Origin of the sequence: Streptomyces poonensis, from assembly GCF_014650915.1 — a bacterium.
GTDB classification, from domain to species: Bacteria; Actinomycetota; Actinomycetes; order Streptomycetales; family Streptomycetaceae; genus Streptomyces; species Streptomyces poonensis.
Genome location: NZ_BMVW01000021.1, coordinates 40,470 through 66,337, shown reverse-complemented (window position 1 = coordinate 66,337; position 25,868 = coordinate 40,470). Strand labels below are relative to the sequence as shown.

At 71.4% G+C, this 25,868-nt stretch carries 24 protein-coding genes; 13 read left to right on the top strand and 11 right to left on the bottom strand.

From position 1 onward, the window contains the following. Positions 1–14 precede the first annotated feature (14 nt). Positions 15–479 carry a MarR family winged helix-turn-helix transcriptional regulator gene (locus IE242_RS33770; RefSeq protein WP_189866264.1) on the top strand — a complete coding sequence of 155 codons (465 nt, stop codon included), beginning with the start codon at positions 15–17 and terminating at the stop codon, positions 477–479. A 21-nt stretch (positions 480–500) separates the two neighbouring features. Here IE242_RS33770 and IE242_RS33765 read toward each other — a convergent pair whose 3' ends face one another. Then, positions 501–1,472: a DUF3048 domain-containing protein gene (locus IE242_RS33765; protein WP_189866343.1), complete on the bottom strand. Its 972-nt coding sequence runs from the start codon at positions 1,470–1,472 to the stop codon at positions 501–503. A 190-nt stretch (positions 1,473–1,662) separates the two neighbouring features. Here IE242_RS33765 and IE242_RS33760 point away from each other — a divergent pair, with 190 nt between their 5' ends. Further along, complete coding sequence (locus IE242_RS33760) at positions 1,663–2,853, top strand: zinc-dependent alcohol dehydrogenase (RefSeq protein WP_189866262.1); 1,191 nt, start codon at positions 1,663–1,665, stop codon at positions 2,851–2,853. A gap of 45 nt (positions 2,854–2,898) precedes the next feature. Here IE242_RS33760 and IE242_RS33755 read toward each other — a convergent pair whose 3' ends face one another. Beyond that, a complete protein-coding gene (locus tag IE242_RS33755; protein WP_189866260.1) occupies positions 2,899–3,960 on the bottom strand; it encodes an ATP-dependent DNA ligase in 1,062 nt (353 codons plus the stop codon). A 74-nt stretch (positions 3,961–4,034) separates the two neighbouring features. On the opposite strand from IE242_RS33755, the gene ligD reads away from it, so the two are divergent. Next, positions 4,035–5,054, top strand: a complete 1,020-nt coding sequence (gene ligD / locus IE242_RS33750; RefSeq protein ID WP_189866258.1) for a non-homologous end-joining DNA ligase — start codon at positions 4,035–4,037, stop codon at positions 5,052–5,054. A 70-nt stretch (positions 5,055–5,124) separates the two neighbouring features. On the opposite strand, the gene IE242_RS33745 is transcribed toward ligD, so the two are convergent. Beyond that, on the bottom strand, positions 5,125–7,374 hold the full coding sequence (locus IE242_RS33745; RefSeq protein ID WP_229859791.1) for an OmpL47-type beta-barrel domain-containing protein: 2,250 nt from the start codon (positions 7,372–7,374) through the stop codon (positions 5,125–5,127). Further along, entirely contained in the window at positions 7,374–9,902 is a 2,529-nt protein-coding gene (locus IE242_RS33740) for a ThuA domain-containing protein (protein ID WP_189866256.1), read from the bottom strand. Before IE242_RS33740 ends, IE242_RS33745 begins: the two co-directional genes overlap by 1 nt. A gap of 225 nt (positions 9,903–10,127) precedes the next feature. Here IE242_RS33740 and IE242_RS33735 point away from each other — a divergent pair, with 225 nt between their 5' ends. The 3 genes from IE242_RS33735 to IE242_RS33725 all read left to right on the top strand — a co-directional run bounded on the left by IE242_RS33735 (position 10,128) and on the right by IE242_RS33725 (position 12,673). After that, a complete protein-coding gene (locus IE242_RS33735) occupies positions 10,128–11,099 on the top strand; it encodes a multicopper oxidase domain-containing protein (RefSeq protein WP_189866254.1) in 972 nt (323 codons plus the stop codon). 61 nt (positions 11,100–11,160) lie between these two features. Beyond that, positions 11,161–11,361 carry a type II toxin-antitoxin system VapB family antitoxin gene (locus tag IE242_RS33730; protein ID WP_189866339.1) on the top strand — a complete coding sequence of 67 codons (201 nt, stop codon included), beginning with the start codon at positions 11,161–11,163 and terminating at the stop codon, positions 11,359–11,361. A gap of 253 nt (positions 11,362–11,614) precedes the next feature. After that, positions 11,615–12,673 (top strand): LacI family DNA-binding transcriptional regulator, encoded by a 1,059-nt coding sequence (locus IE242_RS33725; RefSeq protein WP_189866252.1) that lies wholly within the window; start codon positions 11,615–11,617, stop codon positions 12,671–12,673. A gap of 164 nt (positions 12,674–12,837) precedes the next feature. Here IE242_RS33725 and IE242_RS33720 read toward each other — a convergent pair whose 3' ends face one another. Continuing rightward, entirely contained in the window at positions 12,838–13,017 is a 180-nt protein-coding gene (locus tag IE242_RS33720; protein ID WP_189866250.1) for a hypothetical protein, read from the bottom strand. 275 nt (positions 13,018–13,292) lie between these two features. Here IE242_RS33720 and IE242_RS33715 point away from each other — a divergent pair, with 275 nt between their 5' ends. Further along, positions 13,293–13,556: a WhiB family transcriptional regulator gene (locus IE242_RS33715; RefSeq protein ID WP_229859789.1), complete on the top strand. Its 264-nt coding sequence runs from the start codon at positions 13,293–13,295 to the stop codon at positions 13,554–13,556. Between the two features lie 166 nt (positions 13,557–13,722). Further along, complete coding sequence (locus tag IE242_RS33710) at positions 13,723–13,935, top strand: hypothetical protein (RefSeq protein ID WP_189866247.1); 213 nt, start codon at positions 13,723–13,725, stop codon at positions 13,933–13,935. A 140-nt stretch (positions 13,936–14,075) separates the two neighbouring features. Here IE242_RS33710 and IE242_RS33705 read toward each other — a convergent pair whose 3' ends face one another. The 4 genes from IE242_RS33705 to IE242_RS33690 all read right to left on the bottom strand — a co-directional run bounded on the left by IE242_RS33705 (position 14,076) and on the right by IE242_RS33690 (position 20,231). Further along, a complete protein-coding gene (locus IE242_RS33705) occupies positions 14,076–15,050 on the bottom strand; it encodes an acyl-ACP desaturase (protein WP_189866245.1) in 975 nt (324 codons plus the stop codon). 239 nt (positions 15,051–15,289) lie between these two features. Beyond that, a complete protein-coding gene (gene ddaH / locus IE242_RS33700) occupies positions 15,290–16,066 on the bottom strand; it encodes a dimethylargininase (protein WP_189866243.1) in 777 nt (258 codons plus the stop codon). Positions 16,067–16,264: 198 nt separating this feature from the next. Continuing rightward, positions 16,265–18,595, bottom strand: a complete 2,331-nt coding sequence (locus IE242_RS33695; protein WP_189866241.1) for an ATP-binding cassette domain-containing protein — start codon at positions 18,593–18,595, stop codon at positions 16,265–16,267. 10 nt (positions 18,596–18,605) lie between these two features. Continuing rightward, the gene (locus IE242_RS33690; RefSeq protein WP_189866239.1) at positions 18,606–20,231 is read right to left on the bottom strand and encodes an ABC-F family ATP-binding cassette domain-containing protein; all 1,626 of its coding nucleotides are present in this window, start codon (positions 20,229–20,231) and stop codon (positions 18,606–18,608) included. 373 nt (positions 20,232–20,604) lie between these two features. Between IE242_RS33690 and IE242_RS33685 the strand changes: the two genes are divergently transcribed. Next, positions 20,605–20,793: a hypothetical protein gene (locus tag IE242_RS33685; protein ID WP_189866237.1), complete on the top strand. Its 189-nt coding sequence runs from the start codon at positions 20,605–20,607 to the stop codon at positions 20,791–20,793. A 48-nt stretch (positions 20,794–20,841) separates the two neighbouring features. Here IE242_RS33685 and ssgD read toward each other — a convergent pair whose 3' ends face one another. Further along, complete coding sequence (gene ssgD / locus IE242_RS33680; RefSeq protein ID WP_189866235.1) at positions 20,842–21,258, bottom strand: spore wall synthesis regulator SsgD; 417 nt, start codon at positions 21,256–21,258, stop codon at positions 20,842–20,844. A 423-nt stretch (positions 21,259–21,681) separates the two neighbouring features. Between ssgD and IE242_RS33675 the strand changes: the two genes are divergently transcribed. The 3 genes from IE242_RS33675 (at position 21,682) to mmpA (ending at position 23,179) form a co-directional block, all read left to right on the top strand. Then, positions 21,682–22,005: a plasmid stabilization protein gene (locus tag IE242_RS33675; RefSeq protein WP_189866233.1), complete on the top strand. Its 324-nt coding sequence runs from the start codon at positions 21,682–21,684 to the stop codon at positions 22,003–22,005. Between the two features lie 215 nt (positions 22,006–22,220). Continuing rightward, positions 22,221–22,910 (top strand): endonuclease V, encoded by a 690-nt coding sequence (locus tag IE242_RS33670; protein ID WP_189866231.1) that lies wholly within the window; start codon positions 22,221–22,223, stop codon positions 22,908–22,910. A gap of 122 nt (positions 22,911–23,032) precedes the next feature. Beyond that, positions 23,033–23,179, top strand: a complete 147-nt coding sequence (gene mmpA / locus IE242_RS33665) for a morphogenic membrane protein MmpA (protein WP_189866230.1) — start codon at positions 23,033–23,035, stop codon at positions 23,177–23,179. A gap of 57 nt (positions 23,180–23,236) precedes the next feature. On the opposite strand, the gene IE242_RS33660 is transcribed toward mmpA, so the two are convergent. Next, positions 23,237–24,490 (bottom strand): saccharopine dehydrogenase family protein, encoded by a 1,254-nt coding sequence (locus IE242_RS33660; RefSeq protein ID WP_229859787.1) that lies wholly within the window; start codon positions 24,488–24,490, stop codon positions 23,237–23,239. A gap of 233 nt (positions 24,491–24,723) precedes the next feature. Here IE242_RS33660 and IE242_RS33655 point away from each other — a divergent pair, with 233 nt between their 5' ends. Next, the gene (locus IE242_RS33655) at positions 24,724–25,860 is read left to right on the top strand and encodes a CaiB/BaiF CoA transferase family protein (RefSeq protein ID WP_189866227.1); all 1,137 of its coding nucleotides are present in this window, start codon (positions 24,724–24,726) and stop codon (positions 25,858–25,860) included. The last annotated feature ends 8 nt before the right edge of the window (positions 25,861–25,868 follow it).

The window sequence follows — 25,868 nt, the reverse complement described above, 5'->3', positions numbered from 1 at the left end:
ATTGAGGAGCGCATATGGCGGCGGTGGACCTGACCTCCCACCCCGGGCACCTCGCCCGGCGGCTCCAGCAGGCGCACTACCTGCTGTGGAACACGATGGTCTCCGAGGAGATCACCTCGCCGCAGTTCGCGGTCCTCAACACGCTCGTCGCCGAACCCGGCCTCGACCAGCGCACGGTGGGGGAGCGGGTCGGACTCGACCGGTCCACCATCGCCGAGGTGATCAGCAGGCTCAGCCGGCGCGGGCTCCTCGACAAGGTCCGCGACCCGCAGGACGGCCGCCGCTTCCTGCTGCGCCTCACGGACGACGGCACCCGCACGCACCGCAGACTGAGCGTGCGCACCGCCCGGATGAACCAGGTCTTCCTGGCCCCGCTCTCCGCCGCGGAACAGCATCAGTTCTTCGACCTCATCCAGCGCGTGGCCGACGCCGCGGAGGGGCTCCGCAACCCGGCGGAACCCCTCGTCACACGGTCCTGAACAGGGCGGCCGCCGCTCGGCTCAGGCCGGGGAGTCCTGGGAGTCCTGGGCGTACACCACCCACACCTGGCCCTCGGCGAAGTTCACCGGGCTGCCGTCCGCCGTGGTGAACTCCGTGCCCTCCGTGGCCGCCGGACGCTGCCAGTTCACGTCGAACACCTTCCCGTCCCGCAGCACCCGCGCCTTCCCCGAGCCCACGGTCTCGGTGTACGGCGTGGTGCTGCCCCGGACGTCGTGGTAGGCGGAGTCGCGCACCTTCACGTACTGCACGACCACGGTCGCGGGAGCCGGCCGCCCGCCGTCCGTCGTCTCCGCCGGCGCGCCGTCCATGCTCACCAGCCAGCGCTGCCGGTCCGCCGACCAGGTGAAGGTGAAGCCGGCCGTCGGGTAGCGGACGGTGTACGAGTTCTGCGGGGTGCCGCCCTCGGGAGCCGGGCCCTGGCGGAATCCCGTCGTGAGCCGGCCGGCGCCCGGAGCGGAGCCGACCAGCCGCTCGGGGCGCAGATAGAGGTTGTGCGGCGCACGCCTGCCGGAGTCGCGGTAGTAGGCGTCGGGCGCGTCCTTCGGCGTCTCCGCGTGCAGCGGCGCGCTGTCGATCAACGGCAGCAGCTTGTTCTGTGCTCCCGAGAACGCGAGCGTCGGCTCGTCGAACTGCCGCAGCAGCTCCAGGTCCGACTCCCGCGCGCTGCGCACCGGCCCGACGGCCTCCGGCAGCTTCGTCGCGTACACGGCCATCAGCCGGCTCAGCCCGCCCTCGACCTGTTCCGCGTACACGACGTCCGCCGCGTCGAGCCCCGTCTGCGGGCGCGCCGCACGTACGTTGTCGATCTTCACCGCCAGAACGGACGTCCCGCCCTCCGCGGGATCCTCCCCGCTCCCGTCGGTGCCGCTCACGGTGCAGCCCGCCGTCACGACGGCCAGCAGCGCCGCCGCCGCACCGTGCCGCAGCACCTTCGTCCTCTTCGCCACGCCCGATAAGCCCGCCACACCCATCATGGCCCCCTGTCCGTCTCTCCCGATCGTGCGTCGATTGTCCGCCGGCCGTTTCCGGGACGTCCCTCGATTCGGCACCGGGGGCCCGGGTACCCGACCGTCACCGACGGACGGACGTGGCGAGACACCACAAGGAGCCACGAACCGTGACGAGAAGAGCTACGAACCGTCAGGGACGGAGCATCAGGCGATGAAGGCAGTGACATGGCAGGGCAGGCGGGACGTACGGGTGGAGACCGTGCCCGATCCGGTGATCAAGGAGCCGACGGACGCGATCATCAGCGTCACCTCCTCCGGGCTGTGCGGCTCGGACCTCCACCTGTACGAGGTGCTCACGCCCTTCATGACACCGGGCGACATCCTCGGCCACGAACCCATGGGCATCGTCGAGGAGGTCGGCCCCGAGGTGCCGAACCTCAAGCCGGGCGACCGGGTCGTGGTGCCGTTCCAGATCGCGTGCGGCCACTGCTGGATGTGCGACGCGGAACTGCCGACCCAGTGCGAGACCACCCAGGTCACCGGTGAGGGCATGGGCGCGGCCCTCTTCGGCTACACCCGGCTGTACGGCGCGGTGCCCGGCGGCCAGGCGGAGTACCTGCGCGTCCCGCAGGCCCAGTACGGGCCGATCAAGGTGCCGGAGGGCCCGCCGGACGACCGGTTCGTCTACCTCTCCGACGTGCTGCCCACCGCATGGCAGGCCGTGCAGTACGCGCACATCCCGCCCGGCGGCACCGTCGCCGTGCTCGGGCTCGGGCCCATCGGTGACATGGCCTGCCGCGTCGCCCAGGTACAGGGGGCGTCGCGGGTGTTCGGCGTGGACCTGGTCCCCGAGCGGCTGCGCCGGGCGCGCGAGCGGGGCGTGGAGACGTTCGACCTCAAGGACTTCGACGGCGAGAAGGAGCTCGTCGCGGCGATCCACGACCGGACCGACGGGCGCGGCCCCGACTCCGTGATCGACGCCGTCGGCACCGAGGCCCACGGCAGCGCGGCGGCCCGCCTCGCCCAGAACGCCGCCGGGCTGCTGCCGCGCGCCATCGGGTCGAAGATCGCCGAGCGCGTGAGCGTGGACCGGATGGCCGCCTTCTACACGGCCATCGACCTGGTGCGGCGCGGCGGCACCATCTCGCTGTCCGGGGTGTACGGCGGCATGGCCGACCCGCTGCCGATGCTGACCATGTTCGACAAGCAGATCCGGCTGCGCATGGGCCAGGCCAACGTCCGTACCTGGGTAGACGAGATCCTGCCGCTGCTGACGGACGACGATCCGCTGGGCGTCGACGGCTTCGCCACGCACCGGCTGCCCCTGGACGAGGCGCCGCACGCGTACCAGGCGTTCCAGCGCAAGGAGGAGGGCACGGTGAAGGTGCTCATGCAGCCGTGAGCCGGCCCGTACGGTACGGCGGCCCCACCCTGGAGGGTCGCCGTTTCACCCGAGGATCTCCCGCAGGTCGTATCGGACCGGCTCCTCCAGCTGCGCGTACGTGCAGCTCTCCGCCGTGCGGTCCGGGCGCCAGCGGCGGAAGCGGGCCGTGTGCCGGAACCGTGTCCCGTTCTCCATGTGGTCGTACGCCACCTCCGCCACCCGTTCGGGCCGCAACGGCACCCAGGAGAGGTCCTTCTTCCCCGACCATCGGCTCGGCGCGCCGGGCAGCCGCGCCGTCTCGTGCGCCACCTCGTCCGACCACGCCGCCCAGGGGTGCCCGCTCGCGTCCGCCATCCGCAGCGGCGCCAGCTCCTCCACCAGCTCCGCGCGGCGCTTCATGGAGAACGCCGCGCTCACGCCGACGTGCTGGAGGGTGCCCCCGGCGTCGTAGAGGCCGAGGAGGAGCGAGCCGACGACGGGGCCGCTCTTGTGCAGGCGGTAGCCCGCGACCACCACGTCCGCCGTGCGCTCGTGCTTGATCTTGTACATGGCGCGCTCGTTCTGCCGGTAGGGCAGCGCGGGCGGCTTGGCGATCACCCCGTCGAGGCCCGCCCCCTCGTACTGCTCGAACCACTCCTCGGCCACATCGCGGTCGGTCGTCGCCGGAGCCAGGTGAACGGGCGCGGTGACGTCGGACAGGATTCTCTCCAGCAGGGCCCGCCGGTCGGTGAGCTGGACGTCGAGCAGTGACTCGTCGTCCAGCGCGAGCAGATCGAAGGCCACGAAGGAGGCGGGGGTCCGCTCCGCGAGGGTGTTCACCCGTGAGGCGGCCGGGTGGATGCGTTCCGTGAGCGCGTCGAAGTCGAGCCGGCCGTCCCGGGCGAGCACGATCTCCCCGTCCAGTACGCACCGCTCGGGCACCCGCTCCCGCACCGCCGCCACCAGCTCGGGAAAGTACCTGGTCAGCGGCTTGCCTGTACGGCTGCCGAGCTCCACCTCGGCTCCGTCACGGAACACGATCGCCCGGAACCCGTCCCACTTCGCCTCGTACTGCATGCCGGGCGGGATCCGCGCCACGGGCTTGGCGAGCATCGGCAGTACGGGAGGCATCACCGGAAGATCCATGCTCCGAGTCTGCGGGGTTGCGTCATGATGTGCCCGGTATGCGAGCTATGTGCGGTACGCCTACCGTTGCTCGCATGGGCGACGCGGTGGAACTGGAGGCGGACGGCAGAACGGTACGGCTGTCCAGTCCGGACAAGATCTACTTCCCCGAGCATGGCTTCACCAAGCTGGACCTCGCCCGCTATTACCTCGCCGTCGGCCCCGGCATCCTGCGCGCCCTGCGCGACCGCCCCACCACCCTCCAGCGCTACCCGGACGGGCTGGACGGCGAGTGGTTCTTCCAGAAGCGGGCGCCGAAGAACATGCCCGGCTGGATCCCCACCGCCCACATCACCTTCCCCAGCGGCCGCAGCGCCGACGAGATGTGCCCCACCGAGGTCGCCGCCGTGGTGTGGGCCGCCCAGTACGGCACGCTCACCTTCCACCCCTGGCCGGTACGGCGCACCGACGTCGACCACCCGGACGAACTCCGCCTCGACCTCGACCCCCAGCCCGGCACCGGCTACGCCGACGCCGTGCGCGCCGCCCACGAACTGCGCGAGGTGCTCCACGAGTACGGCGGACTGCGCGGCTGGCCGAAGACCTCCGGCGGCCGCGGCCTGCACGTCTTCGTACCGATCCGACCGGAGTGGACCTTCACCCAGGTACGGCGCGCCGCCATCGCCGCGGCGCGGGAGCTGGAGCGGCGGATGCCGGAGCGGGTGACCACCGCGTGGTGGAAGGAGGAGCGGGGCGAGAAAATCTTCGTCGACTACAACCAGACCGCGCGGGACCGCACGATCGCCTCCGCCTACTCCGTGCGCCCCCGCCCGCACGCCCCGGTCTCGGCCCCCCTGACCTGGGACGAGGTCGGCGCCGCCGTGCCGGACGACTTCGACCTCGCCACCATGCCCGCCCGGTTCGCCGCGCTCGGCGACGTGCACGCCGACATGGACGAGCACGCCTTCTCCCTGGAGGCCCTGCTGGAGCTGGCCTCCCGCGACGAGCACGACCACGGGCTCGGGGACCTGCCGTATCCGCCGGAGTATCCGAAGATGCCGGGGGAGCCGAAGCGGGTGCAGCCGAGCCGGGCGAAGAAGCCGCAGGCCGGCTGAGCGCGCGGGCCACGGCCGGAGGACGCCGTCCGTCCTCCGGCCGCGGCCCGCTTCCGCGCCGTACAGCCGGTTACAGCTCCATGATCCGGATGTCCCGGTACGACACCACGTCCGTCGTGCCGTGAACCTGGAGCCCGATGTACCCGGAGGCGAACCGCCGGCCGTCCGTGCCCGGGTCGTCCGAGCGCGCCGGGTAGAACTCCTGGCCGCCGGTGTTGTCGAACTCGTTGATCAGCACGCCGTTGCGGTACACCGAGTAGTGCTGGTCGACCACGCGGATCTCGTAGTCGTTCCAGGTGCCCTTCTCGGTGACGCCCGCTCCGGCCAGGCCCACACGGTCGAAGCCGTAGATCGATCCGGTCTTGTACATGTCGCCGTCGGGCCGGTCGTGCACCTGCACCTCGTGCCCGTACTTGATGGCGACCCACTCGGGCCGTGACTCCTCCGGGTGGTCGTGGACGTACGGGAACCGCACGAACACGCCGCCGTTGGTGTTGGCCGTGCCGGGCGCGTCGTCACGCCACTGGAGCCGCAGCGAGAAGTCGCCGTACTTCCGCTCCGGGAACCACAGCATGCCGAGCCCGCCCCGCGACGTCCCCGAGGTGATCGAACCGTCGGCGTTCAGCCCGAACGAACCGCCGCCCACGTGCTGCCACCTGGCGAAGGACTCCTCCGTGCCGTCGAGGATCGACCGGTAGCCCTCGGTCTGGCCGGGCGTGCCGATACCGGACTGCCGGGCCGCCTTCCGGATGGCCTCCAGCTCCCGCTGGTCGATGACGCCTTCCTTGAGCAGCTTCTCCGTGACCTCCCTGACGTGCTTCAGGAAGAGCTGCTGGGACGTCCACTCCTTCTCGTCCTCGATCAGCTCGTTGATCCGGCATCGGTTGTTCGTGAGCCGGTTCGGCACCCCGGAGTCCACCGTGCCGACGATGACCGTCAGCCGCTCGTCCCACTCGGCGCAGGCGGGCGCGGGCACGCCGCCACCCGCGGCGACCGTGAAGCTGACCGTGCGCGCCTCGGCGGTGTTGCCCGCCTTGTCGCTCGCGCGGTACGCCACCGAGTGCGCGCCCACACGGTCCACGACCACGGGTGCGGTGTAGGCGAGGTACGGACCGCCGTCGAGCGAGTACTCGACCGCGGCGACCCCCGAGCCGCCGTGCTCGTCGGTGGCGCTCACGGTGACCTTGGCACTCTTGATGTAGGCGCCGGAGGAGTTCCGCTCGCCCTCCACGGTCGCCCCGGTCACCGGCGGGGTGGTGTCCTCGACGGGCGGCGCGACGACGGTGAACGCGACGTTCTTCGCGTCGGACACGTTCCCCGCCTTGTCCGTGGCCCGGTACCGCACCACGTGCGCACCCACCTCGTGCACCATCACGGGCGCGGTGTACGGCTGCCACGCGCCGTCGTCACCGATCGCGTACTCGATCGTGTTGACGCCCGACCCGGTGTCGGATGCGGAGACGGTGACGGTCGCCATGGCGACGTAGTCGCCCTCGGCGCTCTGCTCACCGGTCACGGTCGCGGACGTCTCCGGCGGCGCGGTGTCGTCCGTCGGCGGCGCCACGACGGTGAACTCGACGCTCTTCTCGGCGGCCGTGTTGCCCGCCTTGTCGACCGCCCGGTACCGCACCTTGTGGCTGCCGACCTGGTCGACGACGACGGGGGTGGTGTACGGCTGCCAGGCGCCCCCGTCGCCGATCGCGTACTCGACGCGCTCGACGCCGGAGCCGCCCGGGTCGGTGGCGCCGACGGCGACGGTCGCCGAACCGACGTACGCGCCGTCGGCGTTCTGCGACCCGCTCACCTCGGCACTCGTCTCGGGCGCGGTGGTGTCGTCGCCGGTTCCCTCGGTGACGACGAGGACGCCCTGCATCTGCCCGTGGCCCGGGATCGTGCAGTGGTAGCGGTAGCGGCCGGGAGTGAGGGTGACCTCGGCGGTGTGGCGGCCGCCCTGGTCGTCGAAGGGGTTGGCGAGGATGTTGAGCGAGACGTCGTTGTTGTACTCCGGATCGGAGACGTCGAACGTCAGCGTGTGCGGCATCCCGGTGGTGTTGCCGGTCGCCTCACTGTTCTCGAACACGATGGTCGTCGCGCCCGCCACCGCGGTCTGCGGGGCCGACGCGTAGGAGTCGATGTCGTTGTCGGCGGTCCAGGTCAGGACCTGAGCCGCGGCGATGGGCTCGTCCACGGGCAGGGGCCGGCCGAACGCGGCCGTGGACGTCAGCCCGAGCACCATGAGCAGGGCCGCCAGCAGGGCCGTCCACAGATGCCGTCGTGGGCGGGCGGGTCTCGCGTATCTCCTGGACATCGTGGAGGACATCACTGCGCCTTCCTCGCCAGCTGGCCGGCCGCGGGGGTCGGGCCGCCACCGGTGTAGGTGACCCGCCACAGCGCCGACTTGGCGTCCGAGGTGAAGAAGCCGCGCCCGTAGTCGAGCACGTACAGCGCGCCGTCCGGGCCGAACTTCCAGTCCATGAGGTTCTTGATGCCGTCGTTGCCGATCGGCACGATCTTCTTCAGCGACTCCGAGTGGATCGGCAGCCCGCCGTCCCCCTGTGTCTTCGGGTCGGTGATCACGGCGTTGCGCGGCTGGTCGGCGTCGTACAGGTCGCCGACGAACCACTTGCCGTCCCAGTAGGCGGGCCACTGCCCGGCACCGGTCACGGTCTCGTCGTACCGGAAGACCGGTCCGTTCATCGCGGCCTGCCCGCCGCCCTTCAGCCACGGCAGCAGATAGGTGGCTTCCTCGTTCTCGTACGAGGGGATGCCGTTCGCGTCGCGCGGGAAGTCGGGGGCGCCGCCCTGGGGCGAGTACCAGATGTTGTTGCCCGTCACCGGCGGCAGGTTGACCAGGCCGTCGTTGTTGGGGGACTCGTTCTTGGGGGCGTCACAGTCGTACCAGCCGAGCGGCTTCGACGGGTCCGGCAGGTTGCGGTCCCGGTAGGGCTGCTTGTTGCCCATGCAGTACGGCCAGCCGCGGTTGCTCGCCTTGTCGATGACGGCGAACGTGTCGTACTTGGCCGGGCCCCAGGTCGGCGACGGTGCGCTCGCGTCGGGGCCGACCCAGCCCGCGTAGAGGATGTCGGTCTGCTTGTCGACGAAGATCCGGGCGGGGTTGCGGACGCCCATCACATAGATCTCACCGCGGGTCTTGCCGCCGCCCTCGGCGGTCTCCTTGCCGGTGAAGAGGTTGCCGGCCGGGAGCGTGTACGTGCCGTCGGACTCGGGGTGGATGCGCAGGATCTTGCCGTTGAGGTTGTTGGTGTTGCCGGCGGTGCGGCGCGCGTCCGCGAACGAGACGCCCTTGTAGTTGGGCTGCGGGTTGTTGCCGGAGTAGCCGTCGCTGAACTGGCTGGAGTTGTTGTCGCCGGTAGCGATGTACAGGTTGCCCTTGGAGTCCCAGGCCATCCCGCCGCCCGCGTGGCAGCAGCTGTGGATCTGCACCGGCCACTTCAGCAGTACCTTCTCGCTGCTGAGGTCCAGCTTGTTGGTGGCGCGGTCGAGGGTGAAGCGGGAGACGTAGCGCTCGGCCATGCGCTTGTCGCGGTCGATACGGGAGTGCGGGGTGTAGTGCAGGTACACCCACCCGTTCTCCTCGAACCGCGGATCGAGCTCGATGCCGAGCAGACCTTCCTCGACCTTGACGAGTTCGTCCCCGCCGCCTTTGTTGCCGAAGACGGTCAGCTCACCGGCGAGGGTGACCTTCTTGGTCTTCGGGTCGTAGACGTGGATCTGACCCTTGCCCTTGCCGATGTCGGGGTTGTTCCAGTCGGTGATGACGGGCTGGGAGGAGTCCGTACCGCCGCGCCCGATGTAGAAGACGCGGCCGTCGGGAGCCGTGACGAGCCCGTGCGGCTCGCCGATCTGGTCGTTCTGGCCCGGCTGGTTGGGCTGGGTGAGGCGTTCGGCCTTGTAGTGGGAGGTGATGGTGGCGGTGCAGTCGGCGCGGCTGAGGCGGGTGGTCCACAGCAGGGCGCCGCGCAGGTGCGTACGGAAGTCGGTCTCGTCGTACGACGACACGGTGCCGCCCATGGCGGTGTAGAAGGAGCGGCCGCCGTCGTAGTCACGGCACCAGCTGACCGGGTGGTCCCAGCCGTTCTTGCTCGCACCGGGGTCGTACGTCGACTCGCGCACCCGGGCCACGGTGTGCACGTCGCCGGAGGGGTTCTTGACCCAGTTGAACCACTGGTCGGGCCGCTTCCACTGCACCGGCAGGTCCTTCGTCGCCGGGTGCCGCCGGTCGCCGACCTCGACGGTGGCACGCTGGACGGCGGTCGGGCCGGAGGCGGCAGGGCGGGCGCCGATGAGCCCGGTGAACCAGTCCGAGTACGGCTCGGCGCGGGCCGCGTCGTGGAGGCCGACGAATCCGCCGCCGGCCTCCATGTAGGCCTCCAGCCCGGCCTCCTGCTCGGGGTCGAGGACGTCCCCGCCGCCGGTGAGGAAGACGACGGCGTTGAAGCGGCTCAGCCGGGTCTCGTTGGTGAAGACGGAGGCGTTGTCCGTGGCGACGACCGTGTAGCGCTGGTCGGCGGGCCCGCTCAGTCCGATCTTCTCGATGGCCTCGATCCCCGCGTTGACGAGAGGGGACTCCTCCCCGGCGGCGGCCGAGCCGTAGAAGACCAGGACCCGGACGTCGGCGCTGCCCGGCGGGGACTTGATCGACATCGTTGTCAGCGCCGTATCGGGCGCGGGTTCGGGCCGGGCGCTCGCGGCGGGGCCCGTGAGGACCCCCGCGGTGACGACACCGGCGGCGAGCGTGGCGATGGTGGCGCGTCTTGCTCTGCTCGGTCTGCTCGATCTGCTCGGCTTCCTGGCGGACAAGGACGTGTGGTGCGGTGGGCGCCGCATGTGGTCCTCCACCCCTCGTTGGTCACAGGTCACAGCAACAGCGCCAAGAAGCTAGACCTCTTTTCGCGGCTCGCCAATAGGTATGACCGCGATCCAACGAACTTTGTCCTGAGTGTGGAAAAACGACGGAGGCGCGGCTACCGTCTCACAGGTTCTTCTCAGGCATCTCCTATCCCAGTCACCTCCGTACCTCCGTACATCACTTGTCAGAGTGGGGAGTCGAGCATGGACAGACGCGGCTTCAACAGGCGGGTGCTCCTGGGCGGGGCGGCCGTCGCGACATCGACATCGTTGTCCCTCGCATCCGAGGCCGGCAGTGTCGCGGAGGCCGCGGAGGCGCCGCGCACGGCGCCCGCCGGCGGCGAGGTGCGGCACATGAAGCTCTACATCGAGAAGCTTCCCGACGGGCAGATGGGCTACGGCCTCGAGAAGGGCAAGGCGACGGTCCCCGGACCGCTGATCGAGCTCAACGAGGGCGACACCCTGCACATCGAGGTGGAGAACACCATGGACGTGGCGGCGAGTCTGCACGTCCACGGCCTGGACTACGAGATAACCAGCGACGGCACGAAACTCAACAAAAGCCACCTCGAGTCGGGTGACACCCGCACCTACACCTGGCGCACCCACGCCCCCGGCCGCCGCAAGGACGGCACCTGGCGGGCGGGCAGCGCGGGTTACTGGCACTACCACGACCACGTGGTGGGCACCGACCACGGCACGGGCGGCCTCCGCAAGGGCCTCTTCGGCCCGGTGATCGTCCGCCGCGCGGGCGACATCCTGCCCGACAAGACCGTCACGGTCGTCTTCAACGACATGCTCATCAACAACAAGCCGGCGCACTCGGGCCCGAACTTCGAGGCCACGGTGGGCGACCGGGTCGAGTGGATCGTGATCACCCACGGCGAGTACTACCACACCTTCCACGTCCACGGTCACCGCTGGGCGGACAACCGCACGGGCCTGCTGACCGGCCCCGACGACCCCAGTCAGGTCATCGACAACAAGATCACGGGGCCTGCGGACTCGTTCGGCTTCCAGGTGATCGCCGGGGAGGGGGTGGGAGCCGGTGCGTGGATGTACCACTGCCATGTTCAGAGCCACTCCGACATGGGGATGGTGGGGCTGTTCCTGGTGAAGAAGGCGGACGGGACGATCCCGGGGTACGAGCCGGGCGGCCATGAGCATGAACACTGACAACTGCGGTCTCCGCGCCGCGCAGTGATGAGAGTGCGGATGCGACGCGATGGGGGGCACTGTGGCGAAGGTCAACATCAGTCTCGACGCCGAACTCGTGGTGGAGGCGATGGTCCTGGCGGGAATCGGTTCGCCTCAGGACGCGATCGAGGCGGTCGTGCGGGACTACATCGCCCGTGGCCACCGCACGGAGGCCCGCACCGAGCTCAAGGACCAGCAGCTGCGCGAACTGGACGTCAAGCCGCAGGAGCCGCAGGGCTGAACTCCCGGCCCTGGAGAGTCACCCGCGACAGAGGGGCACCGGGCGAGGAGGGTCCGGCCATGGGTGGACGCCGTCACCCCTGGTAGGGGGCTTCCCCTCATCGGGGAGCTCTCGCCTTGTCGAGGGCGCCGTCCCGGACCGGCAGACGTTGTCGAACTGGGGCCAGAACCCTGACGGCGGACCCGGGGAGCGCTCTCGCGCGGGCCCCGGTCATGGCTATCCTGACCGGCAGCCGCCGATGAGGAGCCACGAAGTGACCGAGACAGCGCCGCGTCCCACCCTGGAGGCCGTGGCCGCGCGGGCCGGGGTGTCGCGGGCCACCGTCTCCCGGGTCGTCAACGGCGGTGAGGGCGTGCGCGAACCGCTCGTCGAGCGGGTGCGCCGGGCCGTGGAGGAACTCGGGTACGTACCGAACCAGGCCGCCCGCAGTCTGGTCACCCGACGGCACGACGCCGTCGCCGTCGTGATCGCCGAGCCCGAGACCAGGGTGTTCGCCGACCCCTTCTTCGCCCTCCAGCTGCGCGGCATCAGCAAGGAGCTGACCGCGCACGACTCCCAGCTGGTACTGCTCCTCACCGAGAGCCGGGACGACTACGCGCGCGTGGGACGCTATCTCGCGGGCGGGCACGTCGACGGCGCGCTCGTGTTCTCGCTGCACCTCGACGACCCACTGCCGGAGCTGATCCGTGGCGCGGACGTCCCCACGGTGTTCGGCGGGCGGCCCGGCTGGGGCGAGGGCGCGCGCGGCACGGCGCCCACGCCGTACGTCGACAGCGACAACCGCGGTGGCGCCCGGGACGCCGTACGGCACCTCCTCGGCCTCGGCCGCAGCCGTATCGCGCACATCACGGGCCCCCTCGACCAGACCTCGACCGTGGACCGGCTCGACGGATACCGGGACGTCATGGCGGACGCCGATCCGCGGCTGGTCGTCGAGGGCGACTTCACGCCGGCCGGCGGGGAGCGCGCCATGCGGGAGCTGCTGGACCGCTGCCCGGACCTGGACGCCGTCTTCGCCGCGAACGACCTGTCCGCCTCGGGCGCGCTGCGCGCCCTGCGCACACTCGGGCGCCGCGTTCCCGAGGACGTCGCCCTCGTCGGCTTCGACGACATGCTGCCGGTGGCGGAGCAGACCGACCCCCCGCTGACGACGGTGCGTCAGAACACGGAGGAGATGGGCCGGTTGATGGCCAGCCTGCTGCTGCGTGGACTGGACCGCCAGGGCGGCGGCGGGGCCGAGGAGCCCGGAGCGGGAGGCGCGCCGTCCGGCGTCGTCCTGCCGACCACGCTGGTGCGGCGCGCCTCGGCCTGAGCGCGGCTCCGGGGGTAAGGAACCCGGGACAGCCATGGGCGCTCGTCTTCGTGGTCGTCCTGAACGGTTGAGGCGCCGAAGGGGGCAGGCGAGCTGGGCTGGTCGACGCCTCGCCGAGGCCGGAAGCTGAGAAGCGCCGCCCTTCGTCCGGTGCGGTCCGGGGATCACCGGGCGCCTCCGTCGAGTGGTGCGGGGATACGGGCGGCCCGCAGCTCCTGCAGGCCGGGGACGTGGGGGCAGAGGGTGCCGGGGCTGACGCCGAGCAACTCGGCGACCGAGGTGATCGGGTGCTCGGGGCTGGGCAGCATGTCGCGGGCGGCCCGGACGATGTCCGCGTCGACCACGGTCGGCCGTCCGCCGACCTTGCCGGCCGCGGGCGGCGACCAGGCCCTCGCGGGTGCCGGGCTGTGAGCGGGTCACGCTCCGGCTCCACGGTCGTTCTCACCGATGGCCACGGTTCCACTGATCTCGAGGCCGTACCTCAGCCGCTTACCCAATGTCCCGTCGGGGCATTTGTCCTGGTGCTGTACGGGGGCGGCGCGGAGCCGGCGGGTGCGAGTCCGCCCCCGTTGATGCGGCGTTGATCGAACGTTTTTCGCCGCCCGGCACGATCCCGTCCATGTACATCGACACACTCACCCCGCCTTCCGTCGCCCGGCCGGAGCAGGCGCTGTGCGCGCAGACCGGGGCCGACTTCTTCTTTCCCGAGCCGGGGAGCTCGGTGCGGGAGGCCAAGCGCATCTGCGGCATGTGCGAGATGCGCTCCGCCTGTCTGGAGTACGCGCTCGCCAACGACGAGCGCTTCGGCGTCTGGGGCGGACTGTCCGAGAAGGAGCGGCTCCGCCTCCGGCGTGCCGACCCGAACAAGGGGATCGGACGCTGACGGCTTAGTCAGTACGCGAGGCCCGCCGCAGCAGGCACGATCCCCGCATGCACAGCACCCCGCGGCAGCAGGCCGACAGTCTGCTGCACGCCCTCGACCCCCTGCCGTACCCGCAGCGCATGCGCGAACTCGTCCGGCGCGTCCCTTCGACCACCCGCTGCGGCCCGTGCTGGAGGAGCTGGAGAGGCGCGGGCCGTACGAATGCGGGCTCGCGGTCGTGGCGGCGGCCGTCGGACGGGACATCGAGTGGACAGCCGGTCGTCTCGGGGGCCGTACGGACTGGCCCGCGCCCTGGCGCGACGTACATGGTGAACTGCGCCGCCACCCGGTGCCCGACGTCCGCGACGCGGCGCTGGCCGAGGTGACGGCGCGCGAGTGATCCCGCGTGCGCAGGACGGAAGTCCGCCGGGGACGCCCGAGCCCGCGGGCCGTCGGGCACGGGCGTCCCCCGGGAGCCTCCGGCAGGCGTCTCCGGCAGGCGTCTCCGGCAGGCTTCCCCGATGTCTGCCGCTTCGCCGGCTACTTGCCGGCCCGCGCCGCCATCCGTGCCCGCCGCGCCTCCAGCTTCTCGTCGAACTTGCGGGCCTCCGCGTCCAGTCCGCCCATGTAGAGACCCAGCTCCTCCTGTGCCTTCAGGCCCTCCGGGCCGAGCCCGTCGATCTCCATGATCTTCAGGAAGCGCAGCACCGGCTGGAGCACGTCGTCGTGGTGGATGCGCAGGTTGTACACGCCGCCGATGGCCATCTGGGCGGCGGCGCGCTCGAAGCCGGGCATGCCGTGGCCCGGCATGCGGAAGTTCACCACGACGTCGCGGACCGCCTGCATCGTGAGGTCGGGCGCGATCTCGAACGCCGCCTGCAGCAGGTTCCGGTAGAAGACCATGTGCAGGTTCTCGTCGGTCGCGATGCGCGCCAGCATGCGGTCGCAGACCGGGTCGCCGGACTGGTGGCCGGTGTTGCGGTGCGAGATGCGCGTGGCCAGCTCCTGGAAGGCGACGTACGCGACGGAGTGCAGCATCGAGTGCCGGTTGTCCGACTCGAAGCCCTCGCTCATGTGCGCCATGCGGAACGCCTCGAGCTTGTCGGGGTCCACCGCGCGCGAGGCGAGCAGGTAGTCGCGCATCACGATGCCGTGGCGGCCCTCCTCGGCCGTCCAGCGGTGCACCCAGGTGCCCCACGCGCCGTCACGGCCGAAGAGCGAGGCGATCTCGTGGTGGTAGCTGGGCAGGTTGTCCTCGGTCAGCAGGTTCACCACCAGCGCTATGCGGCCGATCTCGGTGACCTTGGACTGCTCCTTCTCCCAGGGGTCGCCGTCCTCGAAGAGGCCGGGGAAGTTCCGGGCGTCGCTCCACGGGACGTACTCGTGCGGCATCCAGTCCTTGGCGACCTTCAGATGGCGGTTCAGTTCCTTCTCGACCACTTCCTCCAGTGCGTACAGCAGGCGGGCGTCGGTCCAGTCTGACGAGCTGCCGAGAGAGGGAGAGGCGATCGACACAGTTGCTCCATGGGGACGGGGATGACGTGCGTGGCCACGAGCGGGTGACCCTAACCTACGGTGTCGTAGCCTACGAAACCGTAGCCTACGACACCGTAGGTTACGAGACCGTAGGTTAAGCATGCCGTAAAGACCGCTGATCACCGCATGCGCAGGACGCTCATCCGGACATGTGAAAGGCCCCTGACCCGAAGGCGCCGGGGCCGAACGGGTGGGGTCCGGAGAGGGCGTTCACCCCATCAGGCGTGCAGCTCCCGCAGCCGCACCGACAGACACGTCACGCAGCCCTCGAGCTTCTCGAACTCGCTGATGTCCACCACCACGGGCTCGTACCCGAGGTCCGCGAACAGCTCGGCGGTCCTGGGCGCGCTGGCGGCCATCAGCAGCTTGCCGCCGCCGAGCAGCACCACATGCGCCCCGGACGCCTCCGGAACGGGCAGGAACCGCGGGAACAGTGACGGGGCGTCGAGGAGCGGGATGCGCCCGACGACCGTGCCGTCGGGCAGCGCGGTCACCGCGGACTTCAGATGCAGCACCTTGCTCACCGGTACGGCCGCGACCCGCGCCCCGAGCGGCTCGAAGGCCGCCCTCAGCTGCTGGATCCCGGCCGCGTTGGTGCGCCCGCCGCGGCCCGCGTACACCGTGTCGCCGATCTTCAGGATGTCGCCGCCGTCCAGAGTGCCCGGTTCCCAGATCCAGTTCACCGAGCAGCCGAGCCCGGCCACGGCCTCCTCGACCCCGGCCGTCTCGGCCCGGCGGGAGGCGGCGCCGGGCCGGGTGATCAGGGCGACGTTGCGGAACATCACGACCGTGTCCTCGACGAACACCGAGTCCGGGCAGTCGTCGGCGGGTTCCACCTCGACGGTCTCCCAGCCGTGTGCGCGCAGGGCCTCCGCGTACGCCTCCCACTGCTCGACCGCGAGATCGACGTCGACCTCCCCGCGCTCGACGTGCGTGACCAGCCCCTCGTTCAGACGCGGGCTGGGGCGGCGGATGAGGGCCTTCTTGCTGGGCACTGCGGATCTCCGTCTCGGGCGTTCTCGTGGCGTACGCCTGGTGTTCGCGGTGTGTTCGCTCCGGGCGTCCTTGTATTCGAAAGCCCGTTGGTATCCCGGCCCATCATGCAGTCCGGGTCCGCAGGGACAAAAACGCCCGCAGATGCGCACGGACCCACCCAGGAACCTCCGCGGGAGCCGCCGCGGGCCGCCGGTCGTTCAGCCGGCGACCCGGCGCAGATGCTCCGCCGTGAACGACCCCTGTGCGTCCAGCAGTTGCCCCGGCGTCCCCTCGAAGATCACCCTGCCGCCGTCCCGGCCGCCGTCCGGACCCAGGTCGACGACCCAGTCGGCGTGCGCCACGACGTCCAGGTTGTGCTCGACGACCACGACCGTGTTGCCCGCGTCGACGAGCCGGTCGAGCAGGGTGAGCAGCGTGCCGACGTCCGCCATGTGCAGTCCGGTCGTCGGCTCGTCCAGGACGTACACCACGCCCGTGCGGTGCAGACGGGTGGCCAGCTTGATGCGCTGCCGCTCGCCGCCGGAGAGCGTGGACAGCGGCTGCCCCAGCGTCAGATACGTCAGCCCCACGTCCCGCAGGGCCCCCAGTCGGCGCCGTACGCCCCGGTCGTCTCCCTGGACAACGCTCTGGACAACGCCCTGTTCATGGTCTCGGCCGTCGCCCCGGCCGGCGAAGAAGTCCAGTGCCTGCTCCGCCGTCATGTCCAGCACGTCCGCGACGGAGCGGCCGCCCACCGTCAGCCGCAGCACCTCCTCCTTGAAGCGCCGCCCCTCGCAGTCCCCGCAGGTCGTCGTCACCGGGTCCATGAACGCCAGGTCGGTGTAGATGATGCCGCGCCCCTGACATGTCCCGCAGGCACCCGCCGAGTTGAAGCTGAACAGCCCCGCGTCGGCGCCGGTCTCGCGCGCGAAGATCTTCCGTACGGTGTCCATGACGCCGAGGTACGTCGCCGGTGTCGACCGCGCCGAGATCCCGATCGACGACTGGTCGACGACCACGGCGTCCGGGTGTGCCGCCACGAACGCGCCGGAGACCAGGGTGCTCTTGCCGGATCCGGCGACCCCGGTGACCACCGTGAGGACCCCGGTGGGGAACTCCACGGTCACGTCCCGCAGGTTGTGCCGGTCCGCGCCCTTCACCCACAGCCCGCCCGTCGCCCGCCGCGGCCGCTCCTTGACGGTCGTACGGCGCCGCAGGCACCGCCCGGTCGGGGTGTCGGCCGCCGCCAGCTCGCGCGGGGTGCCCTCGAAGATGACGTGCCCGCCGCCCGTTCCCGATCCCGGCCCCATGTCGACGACGTGGTCGGCGAGCGCGATGACGTCCGGGTCGTGCTCGACGACCAGCACGGTGTTCCCCTTGTCCCGCAGCCGCAGCAGCAGATCACCGAGGCGCCCCACGTCGCGCGGGTGCAGCCCGACGCTCGGCTCGTCGAAGATGTACGTCATCCCGGTCAGACTCGACCCGAGGTGCCGTACGGTCTTCAGCCGCTGCCCCTCCCCGCCGGACAGCGTGGCCGTCTCCCGGTCGAGGCTGAGGTAGCCGAGGCCGATGGCGTCGATCCGCTCCAGCGCGGCGACGGCGGCCGACGCGATCGGGCCGGCCACCGGGTCGTCGATCTGCCGCAGCATCCCGATGAGGTCACTGACCTGCATGCGCGTGCAGTCGGCGATGCTCAGGCCGTTGATGCGGGTGGCCAGCGCCGCCGCGTTCAGCCGGGCACCCCCGCAGACCGGGCAGGTGTCCTCGGTGAGGAAGCGCTGCGCGAGGTCGCGTGTCTTCTGGCTCATGCCCGACAGGTCCCGCTTGAGGTAGAGGCGCTCGAAGCGGTCGGCGAGCCCCTCGTAGTCGGTGCTCCAGGTGCCGCCGGAGCCCGTCACCTCCACCTTGCTGCCGGGAGCGCCGCGCATCAGGAAACGCCGCTCCCGCGCCGTGAAGTCCCGCACCGGCTTGTCCGGGTCCAGCTCGGGAGTGTTCGTCCAGGTCTGCCCGTGCCAGGTGCCCGCGGCGAACGGCGGGAACCGGACCGCGCCGCCCGCCAGGGACCTGTCCTCGTCGAGGATCCGGTCCCAGGCGGGCTGCACCGAGCGCCCGAGCCCGTCGCAGTCCGGGCACATCCCCGACGGGTCGTTGAACGAGTACGCGGTCGCCGGGCCCGCGCTGGGCGTGCCGTGCCGGGAGAACAGCACGCGGATCACGGAGCAGATGTCCGTCATCGTGCCGACCGTGGACCGGGAGTGGCCCCCGACCGGCCGCTGGTCGACGACGATCGCGGGGGAGAGGTCCTCGATGGCCTCCGCGTGCGGCCGCTCGTACTTGGGCAGCCGGTTGCGGATGAACCAGGTGAACGACTCGTTCAGCTGGCGCTGCGACTCCACCGCGATCGTGTCGAACACGACCGAGGACTTCCCCGATCCCGACAGGCCGGTGAACACGGTCAGCCGGCCTTTCGGGATACGGAGGGTGATGTCCTTGAGGTTGTTCTCCCGGGCCCCTGAGATACGGATGTGACTGACGTCGGCGTGGTTCATGCACCCGACGCTAGAAGGGATACCCGACAGCCTCTGTCGTGATTTCCCTCAGCTTCCCGTCCTCCAGCAGCAGCCGCCGGGTGATGCCGATGGAGTCCAGGAACGGCAGGTCGTGGCTGGCCACGATCAGCGCTCCCTCGTACGACTCCAGGGCCGTGGTGAGCTGCCGCACGCTCGCCATGTCGAGGTTGTTCGTCGGCTCGTCGAGCATCAGCAGCTGCGGTGCGGGCTCCGCCAGCATCAGCGCGGCGAGCGCCGCCCGGAAACGCTCCCCGCCGGAGAGCGTCCCGGCCGGCTGGTCGGCCCGCGCCCCCCTGAACAGGAAGCGGGCCAGCCGCGCCCGGACCCGGTTGTTGGTGGCGCCCGGCGCGAACCGGGCCACATTCTCGGCGACCGTCAGCCCGTCGTCGAGCACGTCGAGCCGCTGCGGCAGGAAGCGCAGCGGCACGTGGGCCGTCACCTCGCCCGCCACCGGCTCCAGTTCGCCCGCGATGGTGCGCAGCAGCGTGGTCTTGCCCGCGCCGTTGCGGCCGAGCAGCGCGATCCGCTCCGGCCCGCGCAGATCGAGGACGCCGCCGGCCTCGCCGCCGTACCGCAGCCGGAGGTCCTGGATCGTGAGGACGTTCCGGCCCGGCGGTACGGAGGTGTACGGGAGCTCGACGCGGATCTCGTCCTCGTCCCGTACGGCCTCCACCGCATCGTCGAGGCGTTCCTTCGCCTCGGCGAGCCGCTCCTCGTGCAGGATGCGGTGCTTGCCCGCGGACTCCTGGGCCGCGCGCTTGCGCGCCCCCATGACGATCTTCGGTTCGCGTTTCTGCTCGTACATCTTCTGCCCGTACTTCCTGCGGCGGGCGAGCTTCACCTGTGCGTCGACCAGTTCGCGCTTCTGTTTCTTCAGGTCGGCCTCGGCGACGCGCACCATCCGCTCGGCGGCCTCCTGCTCGGTGGCGAGGGCCTCCTCGTACGCGGAGTAATTGCCGCCGTACCAGGTGACCTCACCGGAGTGGAGGTCCGCGATCTGGTCGACCAGCTCAAGCAGTTCCCGGTCGTGGCTGACGACGACCATCACCCCGGACCAGGACGCGACGGCGTCGTACAGCCGGCGGCGCGCGTACAGGTCGAGGTTGTTGGTCGGCTCGTCCAGCAGGAGCACGTCCGGCCGGCGCAGCAGCAGCGCGGCCAGCCGCAGCAGCACCGACTCGCCGCCCGACACCTCGCCGATGGTGCGGTCCAGGTCGATGTGGCCGAGCCCGAGTTCGCCGAGGGTCGCGCGGGCGCGCTCCTCGACGTCCCAGTCGTCGCCGACGGCCGTGAAGTGCTCCTCGGCCACGTCGCCCGCCTCGATGGCGTGCAGCGCGGCGCGGACGCCCGCGATGCCGAGCGCCTCGTCGACCCGCAGGCCGGTGTCGAGCGTCACGTTCTGCGGGAGGTAGCCGACCTCGCCCGCCACGCGGACCGTGCCGTCGGCCGGGACGATCTCCCCGGCGATCAGCTTCAGCAGGGTCGACTTGCCCGATCCGTTGACGCCGACGAGCCCGGTCCGGCCGGGGCCGAACGCGATCTGCAGGTCGTCGAAGACGGGAGTGCCGTCGGGCCAGGCGAAGGAGAGGGAGGTACAGGTGATGGATGTTGACATGGCGGCCTCACGGTTGCTTGGTGCGGTCAGGGGCAGACGCGTGAGAGACACCGCGGAGCGACGGAGCGACGGAATGAGGCGGGAGCGAAGGGAGGAACGCCGAGAAGGAAGCCCCGCGCCGGAGGAACGGCTCGTACGCCGAGGTCGCACGCTGCGCACACACACGACGGTGTGTTCACGCGGTGTCTCAGGACCTCAGACGAGCAACGTCCTTCTCCAATCGACGGCAACAGGACCGTCAAGAACGGTACGAGGGCGCTCCGCGGGCTGTCAACGAATTAACGTGGCCCATGGCCCATGGCCACCGGCCCAGGAGGGTGGAGCGGGCCCGCAGGGACAGGAGGCCCGGCGGATCCTTCAGGGGCCGCTCTCGGTGGACGGGGTCTCCGAGCGGGACGCGGCCCTGGTCGCCCTCGCCGCGGGCCGCGAGCGTGAGGCGCACAGGGCCCGTGTCGAGGCGCTGACCGGACGCAGCGGCGCCGCGGCCCCCGCCCTGCGGAAGGTGCTCGGGGAGGTGCGCACGGCGCTGTTCGCGGTGGTCACGGTCACGGCGGTCACCTGAGTCCGGTGACCGTGCCCCGGGTGTCCGGCGATGTCGAGGCGGTGTCGCTCAGGCGGCGTCCCGCATCAGCTCCGCGAGGTCGTGGTCGAGGTCGACCTGGAGGTACTCACGGCCGAGGGGGACCTCCTCGGTCGTACGGTCCAGGAAACGCCGTACCTCGTCCGCGCGGACGTGGATCACGGCCGTCCCCTCCGGGGCGTGGAACTCCAGGACCAGACGCTCGTACCCATAGGGCCGCACCCTCACGTCGCCGTGGCCGGCCCGCTCCTCCAGGCCGGTCACGAACAGGTCCCGGGCGAACGTCCACGAGACCTCGACGCCCTCCAGCGTGGCGGGGGCGGGGAAGGTCATGCGGACCGCGAAGGGGTCGCGCCGGTCGTAGTGGAGGGTGGCGGGAATGCTCTGCATCCGCGGTGCGGCGGCGACGAGGCGGGCCTCGACGGGCTGCTCGATGACGGTGGACAACGCCTTGCTCCCTCGTGACGACTTAACAGACCTGACGGACCTGACGAACATCGGCCGGGCACTTGAAGAGACGATGGAACGAGTCACTCCGTGCACTGGGGGATCGAGTGACCTCTGTCACCGAATCCATTCACTGTGGCGATCCATTTCCGGTCCCGCTCTTCCTGGACATCCGGGAGGACACGCGCGCGCGGTCCACGGTTCCCGCCGCAGGCCAACTGGACGCCGCTGAGGGAGCGGAAGGGCGGCGAGTGCCATGAGGGCTGCGGGGACATCGGGTTGTGAGAGGCGCACGGGACGGGCGGTGGGCGGGGCTGCGCCATCGGCGGCGCAGGGCTGCGCCATCGGGCGCAAGGTGACCAGGAGAGGGATGTGCAACGGCCGCGAAGGGGGTACCCGATTCGCAGAAGGAAAGGAGCGATCATGCCACGCGGTTCCAGCCCCAAGAGGGAACGGCAGTACGAGCACATCAAGAAGAGCGCCCAGGACCGGGGCGAGAGCACCCAGCGCGCCGAGGAGATCGCCGCCCGGACCGTCAACAAGGAACGGGCCCGGTCCGGCGAGTCCAAGACGGCCAGCCGCACCTCCACCAAGGACATGTCCTCCGGCGAGCGCGGCGGCCGGCGCTCGGGCCAGGGCTCCCAGGGACCGACGTACGACCAGCTGTACGAGGAGGCCAAGCGCCGGAACATCCGCGGCCGGTCGGACATGAACAAGAGCGACCTGCAGAAGGCCCTGGGCAAGTAGGGCCGCCGGCCCCGGCCGAAGCCTTGGGTCCAAGCCATGTATTCCAGACCGAACTCTGATAGGCCAGGCCAGACCCTGATATGCCAGGCAGACCTTCTTTCCAGGCCCTGATTCCACGCCCTGGTGGTTGCAAGCCCTGGTTCCGAGACCTGGGCGAACAGCGCCGGGGCCCGGCACGGGCGCCCGGCCCCGGGGACCGTAGGCTCGGCACCACCATGACGACCGTGCGGATCCCCGCGGGCTGGCCCGCGACCGAAGAACAGGCCCTGGCCGTGCAGGACGAGCTGCGCGGCGGGGTGGTCCTCGACGAGACCGGCCCGCCGCCCGGCACCGGGCACGTGACCGGTGTGGACGTCGCCTACGACGACGCGCGGGACATCGTCGTGGCGGCGGCCGTGGTCCTGGACGCGGCGACCCTCGGCACGGTCGCCGAGGCCACGGCCGTCGGCCGCGTCTCCTTCCCGTATGTGCCCGGACTGCTCGCCTTCCGGGAGATCCCCACCGTCCTCGCCGCCCTGGAGGCGCTGCCCTGTGCCCCGGGGCTCGTCGTGTGCGACGGGTACGGGCTCGCCCACCCGCGCCGCTTCGGTCTCGCCAGCCATCTCGGCGTCCTCACCGGGCTCCCCGCCATCGGGGTCGCCAAGAACCCCTTCACCTTCACCCACGACGATCCGGGTCCCGCGCGCGGGAGCAGCTCCCCGCTCCTCGCGGGCACCGAGGAAGTGGGCCGCGCGCTGCGCACCCGGGACGGCGTCAAGCCGGTGTACGTGTCCGTCGGCCACCGGGTGAGCATCGACAACGCGTGCGCGCACACCCTCGCGCTCACGTCCGGTTACCGGCTTCCGGAGTCCACCCGTCGCGCGGACGCGCTGTGCCGGCGGGCACTCAAGGAGGCTCAAGTGTGAGGCGGGGCACGGGGGTTGCCCGGTGCCTGAGATCGGGGTGCGGTCAGAGGCCGCGTCTGAGTACCCGGTCTGAGTACCTCTACGGATGTGAGCACGGCGCCCTGGTGGGCACGCTGGTTCCCATGACGACACGCCGCGCCCGGAAGCCCGCCGCCAGTTCCGTCCAGCCCGCCGGGCGGGCCGTGACGGCGGGGCTGGTCCTCGCCGTGCTCGCCGGCCTCGCCTGGGTCGCCGGGATGGTCTACACGGTCAGCGGGTGGGCCGGGTAAGGACCCTGCCCCAGGAAGTCGGTCATTACCGGACCCACCCGCCGACCGCGCGGCGTCTCACCGTGAGGCGGCCACCCGGAACCCGATCCCCGCCGCGCGCAGCCGCCCGATCAGGGCGTCGCCCATCGCGACCGCCGTCGTGACCTGTCCCGCCGTGTGCGGAAGGCCGTCGAGGGCCAGGCACAGCGCCGACTCGGCCAGCATCTTCGCCGTCTCGCCGTAACCGGGATCACCGCCCGACACCTCCGTGAGCACGCGGTGCCCGCCGCCCTCGCCCACGAAGCGCACCGAGAACCAGCTCCGCTCCCGCCGCTCCGCGCTCGGCCCGTCACCGGGCTTCAGCCGCGACGACAACCAGCGCCGAGCGGGCGGCAGTTGGGCGGCCGCGACCACCCCGCCCACGGCGGCGGTCCCGCCCACCGCGTACGGCAGGCTCTCGACGGCCGCGTAGTGGCGGTAGCGGAAGTCCGGCCCGTACCGCCGCAGCGCCCGTGCCGACCGCTCCACCACCTGCCCGTCGATCGTGGGCAGCGGAAGCGCCCACGCGCCGACCTCGCCCGCGAACCGGGGCGCACCCAGTGCCGCACGGACCCGCCGCCCCGGCGTCCGCGGCTCGTGCCGCCGCCGGTCCCGCGCCGCGGCCAGCAACTGCCGCCCGCGCGAGAACTGGGTGAGCGCGGAGGCGAACGTACCGCCCGAGAACATCGCGCCGGTCCGCACGAACCCGTCCACGGTGACCGGCACCCCCTTCGGGAGCTGCCGCACGGTGAAGTACACACCCAGGTCGTGCGGGACGGAGTCGAAGCCGCAGGAGTGCACCAGCCGGGCCCCGGTCTCCCGCGCGCGTGCGTCGTGCCGTACGTACGTCAGGTCCACGAACTCCGGCTCGCCGGTGAGGTCCAGGTAGTCGGTGCCGGCGTCGGCGCACGCGGCCACGAGGTCCCCGCCGTACGTCAGGTACGGGCCGACCGTCGTGGCCAGCACGCGCGTACTGCGGGCGAGTTCGCGCACCGAGCCGGGATCGGCGGCGTCCGCGGTCAGCACCCCGACGCCCTCGCCGCCGGGCAGCCGCTCGCGCAGCCGCTTCAGCTTCCGCTCGCTGCGGCCCGCGACCGCCCACCGCAGGTCCTGCGGCGCGTGCGCGGCGAGGTACTCCGCCGTGAGCTCGCCGACGAATCCCGTGGCACCGAAGAGCACGATGTCGTACGCGCGGTCCGGCCGGTGTGCCCGGTCAGGCCGGTGTGCCCGGTCAGGCCGGTGTGCCCGGTCCGCCGGCAGGTCGGCCCGCTCCGCTCCGTCGTGCATGCTCATGACACTCCTAGCCCGCGCCGTTGTGGGTGGCCGAGGCTAGCGTGCGGGACGAGCGCCCGGGCCGGCGGGACGCTCGCGTCATCCCTGTTCCGGCCGGGGGCGCGCCCCGGAGGGACTCGTCCGCCACCGGGGTACCGTGGCTAAGCGCTTGCTCGTTCAGGTCTTGTGCCGAGTGGAACCCGTTCTTAGCATCGTTGGTGTTACATCAGGAGTGTCACATCGCAGGGGGTGCGATGACAGTGGCAGGGACGCCCGGGCGCGGCCCGCTCGGCGGCGTGCGCGTGGTCGAACTCGCCGGCATCGGCCCGGGGCCGTTCGCGGCGATGCTGCTGGGCGACCTCGGCGCCGACGTGGTGCGGGTGGACCGCCCCGGCGGCACGGCGCTCGGCATCGACCCCGCGTACGACGTCACCAACCGCAACAAACGCTCGGTGATCGTCGACCTCAAGGCCGAGGACGGCCCGGACACCGTGCTCGACCTCGCCGAACGCGCGGACATTCTCATCGAGGGCTACCGCCCGGCCGTCGCCGAACGCCTCGGGATCGGCCCGGAGGCCTGCCACGCCCGCAATCCCCGGCTCGTCTACGGCCGGATGACCGGCTGGGGACAGCAGGGCCCGCTCGCCCCGCGCGCGGGGCACGACATCGCCTACCTCGCGCCGACCGGCGTCCTCGGGATGATCGGCGATCCGGACGAGCCGCCCGCCGTCCCGGCCAACCTCCTGGGCGACTACGCGGGCGGCTCCCTCTACCTCGTCGTCGGTGTCCTCGCCGCCCTGCACCACGCGCGCGCGACCGGCACCGGACAGGTCGTGGACGCGGCCATCGTGGACGGCGCCGCGCACCTCGCCACGATGATCCACGGCATGCTCGCCGCCGGGAGCTGGCAGGACCGGCGCGGCGCCAACCTCCTCGACGGCGGCTGCCCCTTCTACGGGACGTACGAGACCGCCGACGGCCGGTACATGGCGGTGGGCGCCCTGGAGCAGCAGTTCTACGACGAGTTCACCGCACTGCTCGGCATCGCGGACCAGCTGCCGGACCGCTGGGACCTGGCGCGCTGGGACGAGCTGCGCGAGACGGTCGCGGCCCGCTTCAGAACCCGTACGCGCGACGAGTGGACGGCCGTCTTCGCGAGCTCCGACGCGTGCGTGGCGCCCGTGCTGTCGCTGCGCGAGGCACCGCACCACCCGCACCTCGCCGCACGCGGCACGTTCACCGAGGCGGACGGCATCACCCAGCCCGCGCCCGCGCCCCGTTTCTCCGCCACCCCCGCCTCCGTACGCGGTGGCCCCGCCCGGCCGGGCGACGGCACCGCGGACGTGGCCCGCGACTGGGGCATACCCCGTCTGCTGAAGGACGGCCGATGACCGGTCCC